Below are 18,311 nucleotides of genomic sequence, written 5' to 3'. Positions count from 1 at the left end.
GTCGACCCCGAGGCCTTCTGGGCCGGCGTCGATGCCCTGGTCCACGACCTCGCGCCCACCAACCGCGCACTGCTCGCCGAGCGCGATCGCCTGCAGGGCGAGCTCGACGCCTGGCACCAGGCCCACCCGGGCCCGGTGCGCGACATGACTGCCTACCAGGCGTTCCTGCGCGAGCAGGGCTATCTCGCCGACGAGCCGGGCGAGGTGCAGGTCACCACCCGCAACGTCGACGCCGAGATCGCCGTGCAGGCCGGCCCGCAGCTGGTGGTGCCGGTCAACAATGCCCGCTATGCGCTCAACGCCGCCAATGCCCGCTGGGGCAGCCTCTACGATGCCCTCTACGGCAGCGACGCGATCCCCGAGACCGACGGCGCCGAGAAGGGCACGAGCTACAACCCGAAGCGCGGCGAGAAGGTCATCGCCTACGCCCGCGAGGTGCTCGACGAAGCCGCGCCGCTCGCCGAGGGGTCCCACACCGAGGCCACCGGCTATGCGATCCACGACGGCAAGCTGGTGGTCACGCGTGACAACGGCCGCGAGACCGGCCTGGCGCGGCCCGACCAGCTGGTCGGCTACCGCGGCGACGCCGCCGCCCCCGAGGCGGTGCTGCTCGCCCACCACGGCCTGCACCTGGAAATCCAGATCGACGCCAGCCACCCCATCGGCAAGACCGACCCGGCCCACGTCAAGGACCTGCTCGTCGAGGCCGCGGTGACCACCATCATGGACTGCGAGGACTCGGTGGCCGCCGTCGACGCCGAGGACAAGGTCGGCGTCTACCGCAACTGGCTGGGGCTGATGAAGGGCGATCTCGCCGAGTCCTTCGCCAAGGGCGACAGGACCGTCACCCGTCGTCTCAACCCGGATCGCGACTACACCGCCCCCGACGGCGGCAGCCTGCGCCTGCCCGGGCGCTCGCTGCTGTTCGTGCGCAACGTCGGCCACCTGATGACCACCCCGGCGGTGCTCGACGAGGCGGGCAACGAGATCCCCGAGGGCCTCCTCGACGGCGTGCTCACCGGCCTGATCGCCATCCACGACCTCAACAAGGGCGAGAATGAGCCGCGCAACTCGCGCACCGGCTCGGTGTACATCGTCAAGCCCAAGATGCACGGCCCGGCCGAGGTCGCCTTCGCCAACACCCTGTTCACGCGCATCGAGGACGTGCTGGGCCTGGAGCGCGACACCCTCAAGATGGGCATCATGGACGAGGAGCGCCGCACCAGCGTCAACCTCAAGGCCTGCATTGCCGAGGCCGCCTCGCGGGTGGTGTTCATCAACACCGGCTTCCTCGACCGCACCGGCGACGAGATGCACACCGCCATGGAAGCCGGGCCGATGCGCCGCAAGGGCGACATGAAGAGCGCCCCCTGGATCCAGGCCTACGAGGCCAACAACGTCCAGGTCGGCCTGCAGTGTGGCCTGCGCGGCCGCGCCCAGATCGGCAAGGGCATGTGGGCGATGCCCGACCTGATGGCCGACATGCTGGTGCAGAAGATCGGCCACCCGAAGGCCGGCGCCAACACCGCCTGGGTGCCCTCGCCCACCGCCGCGGTGCTCCACGCCCTGCACTACCACCAGGTCGATGTCGCCGCCGTGCAGCAGGACCTCGAGTCGCGCCCGGCCACCGACTATCTGGACGATCTGCTCACCGTGCCGGTGGTCGAGACCCCCGACTGGTCGGCCGACGAGATCCAGCAGGAACTCGACAACAACTGCCAGGGCATCCTCGGCTACGTGGTGCGCTGGGTCGAGCACGGCGTGGGCTGCTCCAAGGTGCCCGACATCCACGACGTGGGGCTGATGGAAGACCGCGCCACGCTGCGCATCTCCAGCCAGCACATCGCCAACTGGCTGTACCACGGCATCGTAAGCCGAGAGCAGGTCAGGGAGACCCTCGAGCGCATGGCGAAGGTGGTCGACGACCAGAACGCCGGGGACCCGACCTACACGCCGATGACCTCGCACCTGGCCGACTCCAGCGCCTTCCAGGCCGCCTCGGACCTGATCTTCAAGGGCCGCGAGCAGCCGGCGGGCTACACCGAGCCGCTGCTGCATCACTGGCGCGCGGTGGACAAGGCCAAGGGGTGACCCTGGCCTGCCCCGGCTGACCGGCCGGGCGTGTCCTGCCCTACAAGCCGCCCCCTGCCATGAACGGCAGGGGGCGGTGTCGTTATGGGGTCGACGCCCGCCGCTCTTCTCTGGCCTCGGGGCACGCCACCTGACTAGACTGGGAACAAACCACGCGCATGAAACGGGAGGTCATCATGGCCGGAGGATGGTCGAAGGATGGCGCGGTACAGGAGCAGATCGACAGCACCATCGAGGATGCCGTCGAGCGCTCGCGCAGCCAACTGCCGCGCGGCGAGAGCCTGACCCACTGCGAAGCGTGTGACGCGCCGATCCCCCGGGCGCGCCGCGAGGCGATACCCGGCGTGCGCCTGTGCATCACCTGCCAGAGCGAGGCCGACCGGCGTCAGTCCACGTTCAGCGGCTACAACCGCCGCGGCAGCAAGGACAGCCAGCTACGCTGATCGTCCCGCCCCTTGACCCGCCGCCCGCCGCCACGTTGTCCTGACCGCCATCACCCCCTACGCTTAGCTGACGAATTATTCACTGACACGCCGCCCCCGCCCGACAGCACGGCGGGCGACGGCGCCAACCCTCACGGAGGAAGCATGTCCCAGCCAGCCGTCAGCACCCAGTGGATCGACATCGCCAGTCACGACGAGCAGACGTTCAAGGGCTATCTGGCCCTGCCGCCGGCCGGCAGGGGCCCGGGCATCGTGCTGATCCAGGAGATCTTCGGCGTCAATGCCCACATCCGTAGCGTCGCCGAGCAGTACGCACTGGATGGCTACGTGGTACTCGCCCCGGACGTCTTCTGGCGTCAGGAACCGGGCGTGGAACTCGCCTACGAGGGCGAGGACATGGACAAGGCCTTCCGGCTGGTCGGCGAGATCGACTTCACGGTGGCGGTGAAGGATCTGGCCAGCACCGTCCAGGCACTGCGCCAGCGCCCCGAGTGCGAGGGCGAGGTGGCGTCGCTGGGTTACTGCATGGGCGGCATCCTCGCCTATCTGGCCGGCATCGAGTCCGGTGTCGACCGGGCCGTGTGCTTCTACCCCGGCGGCATCCACAACCACCTCGACAAGGCGCCCGACCTGACGGTCCCGGCGCAGTTCCACTTCGCCGGCAACGACGGCCACATCACCGATGAACACGTCGAGCAGACCCACCGGGCCTTCGCCGACCGCGACGACGTCGAGATCCATGTCTACGACGGCGCCGACCACGGCTTCAACTGCTGGGCGCGCAGCGCCTACCACCGTCACGCCGCGGCACTCTCCCACGGCCGTACCCTGAGCTTTCTCGAGGGCGCGCTCGAGAACACGTGAAACCGATCACGCACCGGCCGACACGCCCGCGAACGCGGGCGTGTTACGCTACGCCCCGACGCTTCACCAGGATAATCGACGCCCATGTCCCTCGACGATCTGCACCTCAACCTGCGCAACCTGACTTCCGAGGATTACCCTCAGCTCAAGACGCTGATGGACGCCGTCTACCACGACATCGGCGGCGCCTGGCCCCGGCACACCATCGACAAGCTGATCCAGGAGTTTCCCGACGGCCAGATCCTCATCGAGGACGGCGACCGTATCGTCGGCGTGGCGCTGACCGCCCTGGTCGACTACGACGAGTTCTCCAACCCGCACCAGTACGACGACCTGATCGGAAGCCGCGAGATCATTCTCAACGATCCCGACGGCGACGCCCTCTACGGACTCGACGTGCTGATCGACCCGACCTACCGCGGCTACCGGCTGGGCCGGCGCCTCTACGAGGCGCGCAAGGAGCTGTGCCGCTCGATGAACCTGCGCGCGATCCTCGCCGGCGGGCGCATTCCCAACTACCACGAATACGCCGAGGCGATGTCACCGGCGGAATATCTGGAGGCGGTGGCCCGCAAGGAGATCCACGACCCGATCCTGTCGTTCCAGCTGGCCAACGACTTCCAGGTCAAGCGGCTGCTGCGCAAGTACCTGCCCGAGGACGAGAAGTCGCAGGGCTACGCGACGCTGCTGGAGTGGAACAACATCCTCTTCGAGCCCGCCGAGCGGGTGCTCGAGACACGCAAGACCCAGGTACGGGTGGGCGCCGTGCAGTGGCAGATGCGCGAATTCGCCTCGGTCGAGTCGGTGCTGCAGCAGGTCGAGTACTTCGTCGACGCCGTCGCCGACTACCAGAGCGACTTCGTGGTGCTCCCCGAGCTGTTCAACACGCCGCTGATGGGACTCACCGACCAGTCCGACCAGCTCGCCGCGATCCACTTCCTGGCCGGCTTCACCGAGCGCTTCAAGACCGAGATCTCGCGGATGGCGGTGTCCTACAACATTAACATCGTCGCCGGCTCGATGGTCGAGGAAGGCGCGGACGGCAAGCTCTACAACGTCTCGTACCTGTGCCGTCGCGACGGCGAGATCGACCGCCAGGCCAAGCTGCACATCACCCCCCAGGAACGCCGCGACTGGGTGGTGGAAGGCGGCGACGAGCTGCGCGTGTTCGACACCGACGCCGGGCGCGTGGGCATCCTGATCTGCTACGACGTGGAGTTTCCGGAGCTGCCGCGGCTGCTCGCCGATCAGGACATGGACATCCTCTTCGTGCCGTTCTGGACCGACACCAAGAACAGCTACCTGCGGGTGCGCCACTGCGCCCAGGCCCGCGCCATCGAGAACGAGTGCTACGTGGTGGTGTGCGGCAGCGTCGGCAACGTGCCGTCGATCGAGAACCTCGACATCCAGTATGCCCAGTCGTCGGTGTTCTCGCCGTCCGACTTCGCCTTCCCCCACGATGCGGTGCTCTCCGAGACCACGCCCAACACCGAGATGGTGATGTTCTCGGATCTCGACCTCACCCGGCTCAAGGTGGTGCGCAGCGAGGGCACGGTGACCAACCTCAAGGACCGCCGTCAGGACCTGTTCGACCTGCGCCTGCGCGACTGGAGCTGGAAGTCCGGCAGTCGCCAGGAGGACAGCCACTGAGGCGGCCCGCATGAGCCCATGGCACGCCTTCCAGGCCTGGCGACGCCAGCGCGAGGCCCGTCGTCACCCGCTGCCGGCCGAGGCCTGGCAGACGGCCTGCCGGCGCCTGCCGCTGCTGGCGGCGCTGCCCGCGGACGAGGCCGAGCGGCTCGGCGAGCGCGCCTGGGCCTTCCTGCGCCACAAGCGGATCAGCACCCCGGAGACCGCCGAGTTCGACCTGGCGACGCGGCTGGGGCTGGCCGCCCAGGCCTGCCTGCTGACGCTGGGCTGGAGCGACGCCGAGGCCGGCGAGGCCTTCGCCAACGTCCACGAGGTGGTGGTGGTGCCGGAGGCCTTCCGGCGCCATGTCGCCGAGATGGACGACGCCGGCGTGATCCACGAGTACGAGGACGAACGGGTCGGCGAGACCTGGTTCCAGGGGCCGGTGGTGATTTCCCGGATCGACCTGCTGGACAGCGGCGGCTGGAACGGCTTCAACGTGGTGATCCACGAGTTCGCCCACAAGCTCGACATGAGCAACTCGCGGGATGCCGACGGCTTCCCGCCGCTGCCCCGCGACATCGACCCGCGCGAGTGGCACCGGGTCTTCACCGCGGTCTGGGACGACCTGCAGGCCCACCTGGCCCACGGCAGGCCCACGCCGATCGACGCCTACGCGGGCAGTCACCCCGGCGAGTGCTTCGCGGTGTGCTGCGAGCTGTTCTTCAGCGCCCCCGGCCGGCTGCGCCACGCCTATCCTGCCCTCTATGCCCTGCTCTCGCGCTACTTCGCCCAGGACCCGCTGGCCCGCCGGCGCCCCGCGAATCACGCCTGAAACGGGACTCAGCCTATGGTGTCGGGCCGCGGCAGGCGCCGTGCCGTGGCCGGGGAGACCGACGGCCAGGACAGGCTGACCTCGAGCCCGTGGGGCTCGCGATTGCGCAGGGTCAGGCTGGCCTGCTGGCGCCGGGTCAGTTCCAGGACGATCGACAGCCCCAGGCCGCTGCCGGTGGTGCGCTGATCGGCCACCCGGCGGAAGCGCTCGGTGACCTTGTCGATCAGGGCCTCGGGAATCCCCGGGCCGCTGTCGCGCACGATCAGCCGGGCCCGGCCGTCGCGTTCGGCCAGCTCCAGCGTCACGGTGCCGTGCTCGGGGGTGTAGCGCAGGGCGTTGTCCAGCAGGTTGCGGATCAGGATGCCCAGCTCCACCGGGTCGGCCCGCACCCACAGCGCTTCCAGCCCCGTGACCTCGATCTCCTGATGGCGGGCCTGGGCCCAGGGCCACAGCTCGGCGACCAGGTCGAGCGCCAGCGGGTAGATATCCACATCCGCTTCCTGGGACGGCGCCTCGCGGTCGATCCGGGCCAGCACCAGCAGCTGCTCGACCACGCGCTGCAACCGCTCCACCCCGCTGTAGGCCTTGTCCAGCGAGGCCGACTCGCCGGCGCGGGCATTGTCAAGATGGATCTTCAGCCCCGCCAGCGGGGTGCGCAGCTCATGGGCGGCATCGGCGGTGAAGCGACGCTCGCGCTCGAGCGTCTCGCGCAGGCGGGCGATGAAATCGTTGATCGCCTGGCGCAGCCCGGCCAGCTCGCGAGGCACGGTAACGTCGAGGAAGCTCAGGTCGCGATCGTTGCGCCCCTCGACCTGGCGCGACAGCGCGCCGATGGGGCGCACGCCGCGGCGGATGATGACGCCCATCGCCCACAGCAGCACCGGCAGGGCCAGCAGCATGGGGATCAGGTTGCCCAGCACCACCTTGCTTTCCAGTTCGCTGAAGAACTCCTCGTGCACCCCCGTGCGAATCCACAGGCCGCTCTGGGCATCGAACATCGAGAACACCCGCCAGCGTGCGCCGTTGTACTCGACCCAGTCGTAGCCGGTCTGCTGCGGCGCCGGGAAGGGCCCGGCGTCATTCCACACCGCGCCGAGCAGCTGCGGTGTGCCGTCCGGGTGCCAGAAGCCCACCGAAAGAAGGTGTTCTTCATGATGATAGAGCGAGGCCCGGATGCCGTCGTCCGGGGGCTGGGCACGCCCCGCCTCGTAGAGCCGGGCGAAATGCCCGGGCTGGCTGAGTTCCGCGGCGATGTGCCGATAGTCGGCCAGATCGGTATCCGGGCCGATCAGCCCGGCCACCACCCGGCTTTCCAGGCTCAGCTGGGCATCGAGAATCTCTTCCATCTCGTGCGCCGTGATCAGATAGGCGGCAGTGATCGCCAGGGCGGTCACCAGCGCCAGCACCAAGGCCAGCGTGCGGGTCAGATAACGGCGAATCGAGATCATTGAAGGCGCGAATCCAGCCGATAGCCGATGCCACGCACGGTGACGATCAGCGCCTTGTCGAGTTTCTTGCGCAGGTGATGGATATGCACCTCCACCGCGTTGGACGCCACCTCCTCGTCCCAGCCGTAGAGCAGGCTCTCGAGACGCGGTCGCGTCATCACCTTGTCCGGGTGTCGCGCCAGCTCCAGCAGCAGGGCATACTCGCGGCGCGCCAGGGCCACCGGTTCGCCGCGCCAGCTGGCCTGATGACGCGCCTCGTCGATGCGCAGGGGGCCAATCTCCAGCACCTGGGACGCCCGCCCCTCGGCACGGCGCATCACCACGCGCAGGCGCGCCAGCAGTTCCTTGAGGTCGAAGGGCTTGAGCACGTAGTCGTCGGCGCCCCCGTCGAGCCCGGCGATTCGATCATCGACATCGTCGCGCGCGGTGAGAATCAGCACCGGCAGATCGCTGTGCCGACGCAGGTGGCGCAGCACCGTCATGCCGTCGACATCGGGCAGCCCCAAGTCGAGCACGGCGACCGAGAAGGCCTCGCAGCGCACTGCCGCCATGGCATCGGTGCCGTTGTCGAACCACTCCACGACATACCCTTCGCGCTGCAGCGCCGTCTTGATGCCGTCCCCCAGCAGGGGGTCGTCCTCCACCAGTAGTAAACGCATGCGTATCCTATTGTTCCCGGCGTATTGATTACAGGCAACCCAGCATCGAGCGCTTTCCTTAACGGTGACTTAAGCGCCGGACCGCGGAGCCCGGGCCTGTACCCCGGCGACGCCCGGTGGCATCATACCCGGCTATAACAATGCGTCCTCCGTCTCCCCCTGCCCCGCATGGCGCCGGGTCCAGTCCGCTCGGTCCCCGCCGGGGTCGGTGCACCGATACACAGTCTTAAGACCTTAAGACCATCTTAAGCCGCATCCGGCAGGCTGCCCTGCCGTCGATAGAAAAGAGTTCACCGCCGTGACAACACCGCTACTCTCGATTGTCATTCCCGCCCGCGACGAGGCCGGAAACCTGCCCACCCTGCTCGACGAGATCGACACCGCCTTCCCGGACACCCCGTTCGAGGTTCTGGTGGTGGACGACGCCTCGCAGGATGACACCTGGGCGATGCTCACCCGGCGTGCCGAGCAGGACGCGCGCCTGCGCCCGCTGCATCATGACCGCAGCGCCGGCCAGAGCACCTCGGTCTGGCAGGCGGCACATGCGGCTCGCGGCACCTGGCTGGCCACCCTCGACGGCGACGGCCAGAACGATCCCGCCGACCTGCCGGCCCTGCTGGCCCGCGCCCGCCAGGGCGACGTCACGCTGGTGGCCGGGCAGCGCGTCAACCGTCGCGACGACTGGCTCAAGCGGCTCTCCTCGCGGGTCGCCAACCGGGTGCGCGCCGCCCTGCTCAAGGACGCCACCCCGGACACCGGCTGCGGCATCAAGGTCATCGAGCGCCGAGCCTTCCTGACCCTGCCCTACTTCGACCACATGCACCGCTTCCTGCCGGCGCTGATCCAGATGCAGGGCGGCCGCTGCGTGTCGGTGCCGGTCAACCATCGCCCGCGCGGCACCGGCCACTCCCACTACGGGCTCAACAACCGCCTGTGGGCCGGCCTGCTCGACATGGCCGGGGTGATGTGGCTGCGCAAGCGCTGCCGCCTGCCGGCGCCGGTCGACCAGGCCCAGGACATTCTCGGTCTCGGCGAGGGCACCGCCACGGCGTCGGCCGAGACCGACACACTCCCGCAGGAGGGCTCCCCGCGATGACGACAGAATGGATCTGGGTCGCCATCGGCTTTCTCGGCCAGGCGCTGTTCTCGGCCCGCTTCCTGGTCCAGTGGATCGCCAGCGAACGAGCCCGGCGCAGCATCGTGCCCAAGGCCTTCTGGCTGTTCAGCCTGGGCGGCGGCACCACCCTGCTCGCCTATGCGATCTATCGCCAGGACCCGGTGTTCATTGTCGGCCAGGCCTCGGGACTGTTCATCTACCTGCGCAACATCATGCTGATTCGCCGGGAAACGCGCCAGTCCGAAGCCTCCCGCCAGGGCTGACCCCCTTACCCCAACGTCTTCGTGAGTCGCCCCATGCAACGTCCCGCCTACCTTCGCGGCAAGCAGCGCATGACCTGGCTCTTGCTGCTGCTGGCCGCCACCGTGCTGCTGGCGATCGGCATCGGCCTGCGCGATCCCTGGCCCGCCGACGAGCCGCGCTTCGCGCTCAACGCCCTGGAAATGCTGGATACCGGGCACTTCTGGATTCCCCACCGCGGCGGCGAGCCCTATCCCGACAAGCCACCGATCTTCATGTGGGCCTCGGCGGCCTCCATCGCGCTGACCGGCTCGGTGCGCCTGGGCTTCCTGATCCCTTCGCTGCTCGGTGGCGTGGGCACGCTGGTGCTGGTGATGGATCTGTGCCGGCGCCTGTACGGCCGGCGCATCGCCTTCATCGCCGGCGCGGCGCTGCTCTCCACGCTGCAGTTCGTGCTGCAGGCCAAGGCCGCGCAGATCGACATGCTGGTCACCTTCTGGATCACCCTGGGCGCCTACGGGCTGTTGCGACACGCCCTGCTGGGGCCGGCGCGACGCTGGTGGTACATCGGCTGCGTGGCCATGGGGCTGGGCGTGCTCACCAAGGGCGTGGGCTTTCTGCCACTGCTGATGCTGCCGGCCTGGGGGCTGCTCGCCTGGCGCGGCCGGGCGACGCCACTGGCGTGGAAGGACCTGGGCCTGGGGCTGCTCACCGTGATCGGCACCATCGCCCTGTGGGTCGTGCCCATGGTGCTGCTCACCACCTTCGGCGACGACCCGACCCTGGCCGCCTACCGGGACAACATCCTGCTCAAGCAGACCGGTGAACGCTACGCCGAATCCTGGCATCACCTCGAACCCTGGTACTACTACCTGGCCAAGGTGATCCCCTGGGCCTGGCTGCCGCTGATCCTGGGGCTTCCCTGGCTGCTGCGCGTCTGGTGGCATCGCCTGCGACGCCTCGACGCGCGGGTGCTGCTGCCGTTGAGCGGCCTGGTGCTGCTGGTGTTCTTCTTCTCGCTGTCGCCGGGCAAGCGCGGCGTCTACATGCTGCCGGGCGTGCCGCTGCTGGTGCTGGCCATGGCGCCGCTGATTCCCGGCCTGCTGTGCAAGCGCTGGGTGCACTGGCTGGGGGCGGCGCTGGTCGCCGTGCTGGGCACGATCTTCCTGCTGGCCGGCATCCTGGGCGCGCTGGGCCTGCCGGCGCTGGCCGACCTGGCCGCCGAACACGGGGTGTCGCCCTGGGGCTGGTGGGTCGTTCTCGGCCTGAGTGCCGGCGCGCTGCTCTACGCCCTGAAGCCGCGTCGCGGCATGCTGGTGTTCGCCGGCTGGATGGCGGTGTTCTGGGTGCTGTGGTCGACCTGGGGCTACCAGATCCTCGACGGCACCCGCTCGCCGCGCGACATGATGCAGCAGGTGGTCGGCATCACCGGCCCCGATGCCTGGCTGGCGATGCCCACCTTCGACGAGGAATTCCTGCTGCAGAGCCGCCAGCCCACCGTGCATTTCGGCTTCAAGACCCCGAAACAGGCACAGCTCAAGCGGGCCTATGCCTGGCTGAAGTCCGACCCGACGCACCGCTGGCTGTTCGTCGACCAGGGCAAGCAGGAGGAACTGAGCTGCGCCGACCTGTCCAGCGCCCGCGACCTGGGCCAGCAGAACGGCGAACTGTGGTGGCTGATTCCCGGCACCGCCTTCGCCGACTGTCAGGGCGATGCCGACGCCGCCCCGCTGTATCAGGCCCCCACCACCCTGAAGGCCGCCAGAGCGGGCGGTCCGGCCCTCTGAGCGTCGTCAGGGCGAACTCGACCAGTGCTGGCGGCGCTCCGGGGGCCGGCGCTCCGGGGGCCGGCCTTCCGGCGGCCGGGGATCGGGGCAGTCGACCGCTCCGGTCGACCAGGTATCGCGACGCGCCTGATGACAGGCATCGGGTCCGCCCGTCCGGCGCCGGGGCGACAGGTCCGGGCGCCCGTCGAGGCGGATGTCGACCTCCGGGCGCAGGATGACCGCGCGATCGCGCCGACGCCGCTCGTCATGGCGGTAGCGCCGGTCGTCGTGATGCCGCCACTCGCCCCGGTCACGCCGGTAGTCCTCATGGCGACGGTACGGGGTCCGGTCACGATCATGGCCTCGCTGCCGATCATGCCAGCCCTCTCGCTGCCGACCCTGCGGGTCGCGCTGGAGATAGCGTCGCCCATCCCCGGAACGCCACTCCCCCTGGCCCTGACGATCCTCGAAGCGATGCACCGTCCAGCCGCCGTTGCCGTCCCCCAGCAGGTAGCCGCCGGCATCGGCGGCCTGTGCCGGGCTCGCCAGCCACAGCAGCACCGCCAGCAGCGGCGCGCCCCGCAGGGCTGTCTTCCACATCGTCATCACCGCACCTCCCGGCTTGCCAGCAAGGCTCTGCATTTCACGGCAATCACAGTTGGCTCCGGCGGGGCGCCGGGGACAGGTCAAAGAGGGGGCCTACGCCATGGATGGCGTAGGTAGCGCCCATGGAAGGGTTCACAGCGCCCCCTCGCAGGCCTGTCGACGGATCAGCCCCTGGCGACAATGCTCTAACTGGATAGCCCTGTCTTGCTCTCAGCGTAGCGCCTCATCGCCGGGACTCCCATCGGCGACCAGCCATTCCCACAACAGCAGCGCCTCGGGGCGCACGATGCGCCGGGTCGGCCGTACCAGCCAGAATCCTTCATCGCTGGGCACGTCGAGCGCGAACGGCGCCACCAGGTCGTCCCTGGCCGCCAGCAGGCGCCGATGGGTCAGCGCCACACCGCCGCCCCGGGCCGCCAGCGACAGCGTCATGACCTGGCTGTCGCACAGCAGCGATCCGCAGCGACGATCCAGGTCCGGCATGCCGGCACGCTCCAGCCAGGCCGGCCAGCCCACCGCAAAGCCCACTGCGTGGAGCAGCGTCTCCCCGGCCAGGTCCGCCGGCTCGGCCAGCCGTTCGGCGACACTCGGGGCGCAGGCCGGCAGCATGTGCTCGCCGCCCAGCGACACCGCCGTGACCGCGTCCCAGTCGCCGCGCCCGTAGCGGATCTCGATGTCGGCGCCCTCGGGGCCGAAGTCCTCGGGCCAGATTGCGCTCACCAGCCGCACCACCACCTCCGGGTGCGCCCGATGAAAGGCCAGCAGCCGCGGCGCCAGCCAGGTCTGCTGCATGACCGGCGTGGCGCGCAGCGTCACCGGCGCCTCGCTGCGCGGCCCGAAGACCTCCGCCGTACCCTCGCTCAACCGCGAGAAGGCCTCCTGGACACTGGGCAGCCAGGCCTGCCCGGCCGGGGTCAGGGTCAGGCTGCGGGGATGGCGGACGAACAGCTTCTGGCCCAAGCGATCCTCGAGCAGACGGATGCGCTGGCTGACCGCCGACTGGGTCACGCCCAGCGCCTGGCCGGCCTGGGTGAAGCTCAGGGTACGGGCGGCGGCCTCGAAGGCCTGCAGCCAGAGAAGCGGAGGCAGGGTGGTCATGAAAAAGCCAAGTATTAGCAGAGCTTGGGCATTGCCCCTAGATTAATCGTTTGTCGCCGCTGCGGCCAGCGGGCACCCTGCTCACCTTACTCGCTACCGATCGCTTCACAGGAGGTCATGATGAGCGCCACCCTTTCGTCGCCACACGCCCGACAGGCCATGGGCGAGCTCGCCCCCCATGTCGATGGCCCGGCCATCGTCGATGCCGTGGCGACCGGCGCTCGCGTCACCGTGGACTGGGCGGACGGCTCCCGCGGCCACTTTCCCCTGCTGTGGCTGCGCGACCACTGCGCCTGCAGTGCCTGCCGCCACCCGCTGACCCGCGAACGTCTGTTCGTACCGCTAAGCGACATCGACGAGGCGCCGACGGTCACGGTGGACGACGGCGTGCTGCGGCTCGTCTGGAACGATGGCCACGAGAGCCGCTTCGATCCGGTCTGGCTGTTCCAGCGCCGTCTGGAAGAAAGCCGCGACTCCTCCATCGATCCGCTGCCGGCCCGCCGCCCCTGGGCCGCCGGCTTTCGGCCGGTGCGTATCGCCCACCGCGACTTCCTGCAGACCCACGGCGAGCATGCCTGGCTCGAGGCCCTGCTGCGTGATGGCCTGGTGCTGCTCGACGACGGCCCGATCGCCGACGAGGAGGTCAGCCGCCTGGCCGGGCGCATCGGCCCGCTGCGCGCCACCAACTTCGGCGCCCGCTTCGACGTGCGCTCCAAGCCCAACCCCAACAACGCCGCCTATACGGCGATCGGGCTGGCCCTGCACACCGATCTGCCCAACTGGCGTCAGCCGCCGGACATTCAGCTGCTCTACTGCCTGCAGAACGAGGCCGAGGGCGGCGAATCCACCTTCGCCGACGGCTTTGCGGTGGCCGAGGTGCTGCGCGAGAGCGACCCCGAGGCCTTCCGCCTGCTCGCCGAGACGCCGATCGACTTCCGCTTCCAGGACGAGGAGCACGACATCGCCATCCGGGCGCCGGTCATCCAGCTCGACGCCGCGGGCCGCCCGCTGGAGATCCGCTTCAACAACTGGATCCGCGACACCCTGCACCTGCCGCTGGAACGCATCGACGCCTGGTACGGCGCCTACCGCCGCTTCTGGCAGCGGCTGCACGACCCCCGCCACCAGCTCGAGTTCGCCCTGCAGCCGGGCGAGATGGTGGCCTTCGACAACCGCCGGGTCCTGCACGGCCGCAAGGCCTTCGACCCGAGCACCGGCCAGCGGCACCTGCAGGGTACCTACCTGGACCTGGACCTGCTCGAGTCGCGGCTGCGGGTCCTGAGCCGCTGAACAGCCATATCCGCGTCATGGCGGTCATCGTCATGACGCCCCGGACACCCTGACGACAAGGAGATCGCATGATCCATCGCACGCTGCTGGCCGCCCTGCCGCTGGCCCTGAGCATCAACCTGGCCGCTCAGGCCGATGACGCCACCCTCGACTTCGGTGTTCCCGCCTGGCCGGGCATCACCGTCAAGACCCGGATCGCCGAACAGCTGCTGGCGCCGCTGGGCTATTCCACGCAAAGCCAGGAACTGGGCCTGCAGGTCATCTACCAGGCCATGAGCACCGGCGACCTCGACGTTTTCCTCGGCGGCTGGCTGCCGGCCCAGCAGGACATGCTGAAGCCGCGCGAGGAAAGCGGCGACATCGTGCGTCTGGCCAACAACGTCGACGGCGCTCAGATGACGCTTGCGGTGCCCGATTATGTCTACGCGGACGGCATCCAGAGCTTCGCCGATCTCGACGCCCATCGCGGCGAGTTCGAGGGCAAGATCTACGGCTTCGGCGCCGGCTCGGCGGCCAGCGAGATCCTGCACAAGGCCATCGACAACGACACCTGGGGGCTGGGCGACTGGCAGGTCGTCGACACCAGCACCGTGGGCATGCTCAGCGCCGCCAGGGACGCCATCCAGAACCACGAGCCGATCGTCTGGGTGGGCTGGACACCGCACTGGATGAACCTTGAGCTGCCGATGCGCTACCTGGCCGACAGCAAGGACCTGTTCGGCCCCGACAACGGCAAGAGCCAGGTGCTGACCCTGATGCGCAGCGGCTTCGCCGAGAGCCACCCCAACCTGAAGACCTTCTTCAACCAGTTCACCTTCAGCGCCGAGGAACAGAGCTGGATGATTCGCGGCTTCGGCCTCGAGGAGAAGAGCGCCGACGACGTCGCCGGCCAGTGGATCGACGAGCACCCCGAACGCGTCAAGGCCATGCTCGACGGCGTCGCCACCGCCGACGGCCAGCCCGCCTGGCCGGCCGTGAAGCAGGCCCTCTCGCTGTAACGTCCTCCTCCATCAAAGCCCCGGCCGTCCTGCGCGACCGGGGCTTTTTGTGGCGCCCGGGCGTTGGCCGGCGCGGCCGATGCCAGTATCCTAGCCCGCGAATCCACCACCACGGACGTCGCTCCATGAGCCGATCCCTCGGACTCGTCATCGTCCTGCTGACCGTTCTGGCCGGGCTCGGCCTGCTCTGGCAATGGCTGGCCATGCAGGATGCCCTCGCCCCGGAGCGGCTGCTGTCCATGGCCCGCCACGCCTTCGGCTGGCGCGATTCTCCCTGGGCGGCGCCGATCGTGATCGGCGTCTACATCGGCGCCTCGCTGCTGATGTTCCCGCTCAGCGTGCTGGTCGCCGTCACCGGGCTGATGTTCGGGCCGGTGTGGGGCTTCGGCTACTCGCTGGCGGGGACCCTGCTGGCCTCGGCGGTGACCTACTGGGTGGGGCGGCGCCTGGGGCGCGACGCGCTGCTGCGCCACGGCGGCAAGCGGCTCAACGGCCTGGCCAAGCACCTGGCCGGCCGCGGCGTGCGCACCATGACGCTGGTCAACCTGCTGCCGCTGGCCCCCTTCACGCTGACCAACATGATGGCCGGTGCCTTCCACCTGCGCTTTCGCGACTACATGCTGGGGTCCCTGCTGGGCATCGTGCCCGGGCTGGCGGGCGTGGCGTTGCTGGGCAGCCAGCTGGGACAGCTGATGACCGCCAGCAACCGGGGCGAGCTGCTGTGGTCGCTGGTGGGGATCACGGTCGCCATCGTGGTGCTGGTCGGCCTCAAGCGCTACGCGGATCGTCGCCAGCGCCGCCGGCGCTCCTGACGCGAGCGCGTCGGGTCACTTCTGCGAGGCTTCGGACTCGCCCGGCTTGACCAGCGGCAGGCCGAACATGGGTTCATCCTGCAGCACCGAACGCAGCACCCGGCCGCGATGGCGCAGCAGCTGCCACTCCGCCTCGAGCCGCCCGCGCACCCGCTCCCAGGCCCCGTCATCGGCATGGCTGACCGGTCCGCCGGCGGCGATGACCTTGCGATACAGCGCCAGACAGCGCTCGGCACAGCACCCCTCGTCGAAGCGTTCGGCCGTTTCCAGGGCGCCGGCACGCAGGGTCGCGCGGCGTTCGGCATCGTCGAGCCGGACCAGCGCGGCGGCAAAAGCGGCCGGGTCGTCGCCGGCCAGCAGCAGGCCGTTCTCGCCGGGCCTGACCACCTCGCGCACGCCGGTGGCGTTGACCGCCACCACCGGCAGCCCCGCCGCCATCGCCTCGACCAGCACCATCCCCTGGGTCTCGCTGTGCGAGGCGAAGGTGAAGACGTCCATGGCGTGGTAGGCGTCGATCAGCGTCTGGTCGTGCAGCTTGCCGGTGAAGTGCACGCGATCCGCCACGCCGGCCTGCACCGCGATGTCGTGCATGACCACCCGCGCGTCGCCATCGCCGACCACCAGGAAGTGGGCCCCGGGCCGGCTCGCCAGCCAGCGCGTCACCGAGCGGGCCAGGAACGGCAGGTTCTTCTCGTGGGCCAGCCGCCCCACGTGGCCGACCACATAGGCCGCCTCGGCGATGCCGTGCCGGCGGCGCAGCGCCGCCCCGTCGCCGCGGGCGAAGCGCTGGGTGTCCACGCCGCTGGGCACCACGCTCACCGCCCGGTTGGCACCGCGCAGCAGCAGCATGTCACGAATGCTCTCGCTGGGTGCGATCACCGCGTCGCACAAATGCGTGTACTCGGTGGCCAGCGCCACGGCGAAGCGCTGCATGCGCGGCGAATCGCCGGGCACATAGTGGGTGTAGTGCTCGTAGAGGGTGTGGTGGGTGAAGACCAGCGGCAGGCCGTAGGTCTCGGCGGAACGCGCGGCCGTATCGCCGAGCAGGAAGGGATGGTGGGAGTGGACGATGTCCGGCTCGAAGGCCTCGATCGCCTCGTAGAGCTGGCCGGGGATGGGCACCGGCAGGGAGAAGTCGCTGCCGTTGAAGTGCTGCACGGCCGCGACCCGGATGACGTCGGGCTCATGCTTCGGCTGCCCTTCCAGCTTGGGGGCCACCACCAACACGCGATGCCCCTCGGCCTGCAGCCGCCCCTTGAGGCGCTGGACGGACTCGCTGACACCCCCGACGATGGGTCGGTAGGTATTGGTAAACATGAGGATATTCAAGCCATCGACTCCCTTGGCAACTGGGTACCCACCCGCAGGGGGCGCCATGATAGCAGGAAGCGGCGGCGCATGTGCCCGTTCACCCTCACGGCGGGGGCGGCACGCGTCCCGGCAGCGTGTCTTCAAGGTAGGCGATAAAGGCGTGCAGCCGCGCGGGGAGATGACGCCGTGATTCGTAGACGGCGTAGAAATCGGCATCGACACCCTGCCACTCGGGCAGCAGTGCCTGCAGCCGGCCGGCTTCCAGCGCCGGATGGATGTCCCACCAGGAGCGCAGCATGATGCCGTGCCCGTCCAGCGCCAGCCGGGTGATGACCTCGCCGTCGTTGCTGGCCAGCCGACCGCCCACCTTCACCGCCAGCGTCTCGCCGTCGCGATCGAAGCGCCACAGGGCATAGTCGCTGTCGTTCTCGCGGATCACCAGGCAGGCGTGGCCGGCCAGGTCCTGCGGGGTGCGCAGCGGCGGCATGCTCGCGATGTACGCCGGCGAGGCGCAGAGGATGCGCCGGTTGGCCAGCACCCGACGCGCCACCAGTCGCGAGTCCGGCGGCCGGCCCACGCGAATCCCCACATCGAAGCCGTGATCGGCCAGGTTGAGCGGGAAGTTGGTCAGCTCGAGCAGCATCTCGAGGCGCGGATGCTCGGCGGTGAAGCGCGACACCAGCGGCGCGATGTGGCGACGGCCGAAGCCGAAGGTGGCGTTGATCCGCAGCCGCCCGGTCAGGGCGCTGCGGCGATCGTGCAGATCGCTCTCCAGCGCCTGCCATTCCTCGAGGATCGCCGCCCCGCGCCGGCAGTACAACTCACCCTCGGCCGTCAGGGTCAGCCGCCGGGTGGTGCGGTGAGCCAGCGGCACGCCGAGGCGCGCCTCGAGCTGCATCAGCCGCCGGCTGACCGCCGACAGTGACAGGCCCAGCTCCCGGGCGGTCGCGGTGAGGCTGCCGCATTGGGCCAGGCGCTGGAAGAACGCCAGATCGTTGAGGGTGTCCACGGCACGATTCTCCACCACGGCGCAAGAATGCCTTGCACGATACCCTGATTATCCGGCGAGCGCGAAACGCTACACTGCCAGCACGCCCCTATCAC

General features: G+C 69.4%; 17 protein-coding genes. 11 read left to right on the top strand and 6 right to left on the bottom strand.

Annotation, left to right across the window (positions count from 1 at the left end):
* The 5 genes from KGQ91_RS08965 to KGQ91_RS08945 all read left to right on the top strand — a co-directional run.
* Nucleotides 1-2,091, top strand: a 2,091-nt coding sequence (locus tag KGQ91_RS08965) for a malate synthase G (RefSeq protein WP_224420808.1), incomplete at its 5' end; no start/stop codon positions are given.
* A 176-nt stretch (nt 2,092-2,267) separates the two neighbouring features.
* Nucleotides 2,268-2,534 carry a DksA/TraR family C4-type zinc finger protein gene (locus KGQ91_RS08960; protein ID WP_224420807.1) on the top strand — a complete coding sequence of 89 codons (267 nt, stop codon included), beginning with the start codon at nt 2,268-2,270 and terminating at the stop codon, nt 2,532-2,534.
* Between the two features lie 144 nt (nt 2,535-2,678).
* Nucleotides 2,679-3,398, top strand: a complete 720-nt coding sequence (locus tag KGQ91_RS08955) for a dienelactone hydrolase family protein (RefSeq protein WP_224420806.1) — start codon at nt 2,679-2,681, stop codon at nt 3,396-3,398.
* A gap of 84 nt (nt 3,399-3,482) precedes the next feature.
* Entirely contained in the window at nt 3,483-5,048 is a 1,566-nt protein-coding gene (locus KGQ91_RS08950) for a bifunctional GNAT family N-acetyltransferase/carbon-nitrogen hydrolase family protein (RefSeq protein ID WP_224420805.1), read from the top strand.
* A gap of 10 nt (nt 5,049-5,058) precedes the next feature.
* Nucleotides 5,059-5,862, top strand: a complete 804-nt coding sequence (locus tag KGQ91_RS08945) for a M90 family metallopeptidase (protein WP_224420804.1) — start codon at nt 5,059-5,061, stop codon at nt 5,860-5,862.
* 8 nt (nt 5,863-5,870) lie between these two features.
* On the opposite strand, the gene KGQ91_RS08940 is transcribed toward KGQ91_RS08945, so the two are convergent.
* Both KGQ91_RS08940 and KGQ91_RS08935 read right to left on the bottom strand, forming a co-directional pair.
* On the bottom strand, nt 5,871-7,310 hold the full coding sequence (locus KGQ91_RS08940) for an ATP-binding protein (RefSeq protein WP_224420803.1): 1,440 nt from the start codon (nt 7,308-7,310) through the stop codon (nt 5,871-5,873).
* Complete coding sequence (locus KGQ91_RS08935; protein WP_224415417.1) at nt 7,307-7,969, bottom strand: response regulator; 663 nt, start codon at nt 7,967-7,969, stop codon at nt 7,307-7,309. The genes KGQ91_RS08940 and KGQ91_RS08935 overlap by 4 nt, the downstream gene beginning before the upstream one ends.
* Nucleotides 7,970-8,267: 298 nt before the next feature.
* Here KGQ91_RS08935 and KGQ91_RS08930 point away from each other — a divergent pair, with 298 nt between their 5' ends.
* The 3 genes from KGQ91_RS08930 to KGQ91_RS08920 are packed head-to-tail and all read left to right on the top strand — an operon-like array spanning nt 8,268 to nt 11,113.
* Nucleotides 8,268-9,065, top strand: coding sequence for a glycosyltransferase (locus tag KGQ91_RS08930; RefSeq protein WP_224415418.1), 798 nt, complete (start codon nt 8,268-8,270; stop codon nt 9,063-9,065).
* A complete protein-coding gene (locus KGQ91_RS08925; RefSeq protein ID WP_163647650.1) occupies nt 9,062-9,349 on the top strand; it encodes a lipid-A-disaccharide synthase N-terminal domain-containing protein in 288 nt (95 codons plus the stop codon). The genes KGQ91_RS08930 and KGQ91_RS08925 overlap by 4 nt, the downstream gene beginning before the upstream one ends.
* Nucleotides 9,350-9,382: 33 nt before the next feature.
* Entirely contained in the window at nt 9,383-11,113 is a 1,731-nt protein-coding gene (locus KGQ91_RS08920) for an ArnT family glycosyltransferase (RefSeq protein ID WP_224420802.1), read from the top strand.
* 6 nt (nt 11,114-11,119) lie between these two features.
* Here KGQ91_RS08920 and KGQ91_RS08915 read toward each other — a convergent pair whose 3' ends face one another.
* Nucleotides 11,120-11,698, bottom strand: a complete 579-nt coding sequence (locus KGQ91_RS08915; RefSeq protein ID WP_224415420.1) for a hypothetical protein — start codon at nt 11,696-11,698, stop codon at nt 11,120-11,122.
* Between the two features lie 210 nt (nt 11,699-11,908).
* Entirely contained in the window at nt 11,909-12,796 is an 888-nt protein-coding gene (locus KGQ91_RS08910; RefSeq protein WP_224415421.1) for a LysR family transcriptional regulator, read from the bottom strand.
* A gap of 117 nt (nt 12,797-12,913) precedes the next feature.
* Between KGQ91_RS08910 and KGQ91_RS08905 the strand changes: the two genes are divergently transcribed.
* The 3 genes from KGQ91_RS08905 to KGQ91_RS08895 all read left to right on the top strand — a co-directional run bounded on the left by KGQ91_RS08905 (nt 12,914) and on the right by KGQ91_RS08895 (nt 15,896).
* Nucleotides 12,914-14,086 carry a TauD/TfdA family dioxygenase gene (locus KGQ91_RS08905; protein WP_224415422.1) on the top strand — a complete coding sequence of 391 codons (1,173 nt, stop codon included), beginning with the start codon at nt 12,914-12,916 and terminating at the stop codon, nt 14,084-14,086.
* A gap of 68 nt (nt 14,087-14,154) precedes the next feature.
* The gene (locus KGQ91_RS08900; protein WP_163647655.1) at nt 14,155-15,084 is read left to right on the top strand and encodes an ABC transporter substrate-binding protein; all 930 of its coding nucleotides are present in this window, start codon (nt 14,155-14,157) and stop codon (nt 15,082-15,084) included.
* 125 nt (nt 15,085-15,209) lie between these two features.
* On the top strand, nt 15,210-15,896 hold the full coding sequence (locus KGQ91_RS08895; protein WP_224415423.1) for a TVP38/TMEM64 family protein: 687 nt from the start codon (nt 15,210-15,212) through the stop codon (nt 15,894-15,896).
* 15 nt (nt 15,897-15,911) lie between these two features.
* Here KGQ91_RS08895 and KGQ91_RS08890 read toward each other — a convergent pair whose 3' ends face one another.
* Together KGQ91_RS08890 and KGQ91_RS08885 are read right to left on the bottom strand one after the other, a co-directional pair.
* Entirely contained in the window at nt 15,912-17,225 is a 1,314-nt protein-coding gene (locus KGQ91_RS08890) for a glycosyltransferase (RefSeq protein ID WP_224415424.1), read from the bottom strand.
* Nucleotides 17,226-17,310: 85 nt separating this feature from the next.
* Complete coding sequence (locus KGQ91_RS08885) at nt 17,311-18,216, bottom strand: LysR family transcriptional regulator (protein WP_163647657.1); 906 nt, start codon at nt 18,214-18,216, stop codon at nt 17,311-17,313.
* Nucleotides 18,217-18,311 lie beyond the last annotated feature (95 nt).

Origin of the sequence: Modicisalibacter tunisiensis (assembly GCF_020148005.1) — a bacterium.
Classification (GTDB): domain Bacteria; phylum Pseudomonadota; class Gammaproteobacteria; order Pseudomonadales; family Halomonadaceae; genus Modicisalibacter; species Modicisalibacter tunisiensis.
This window is presented reverse-complemented; position numbering and strand designations above follow the sequence as displayed.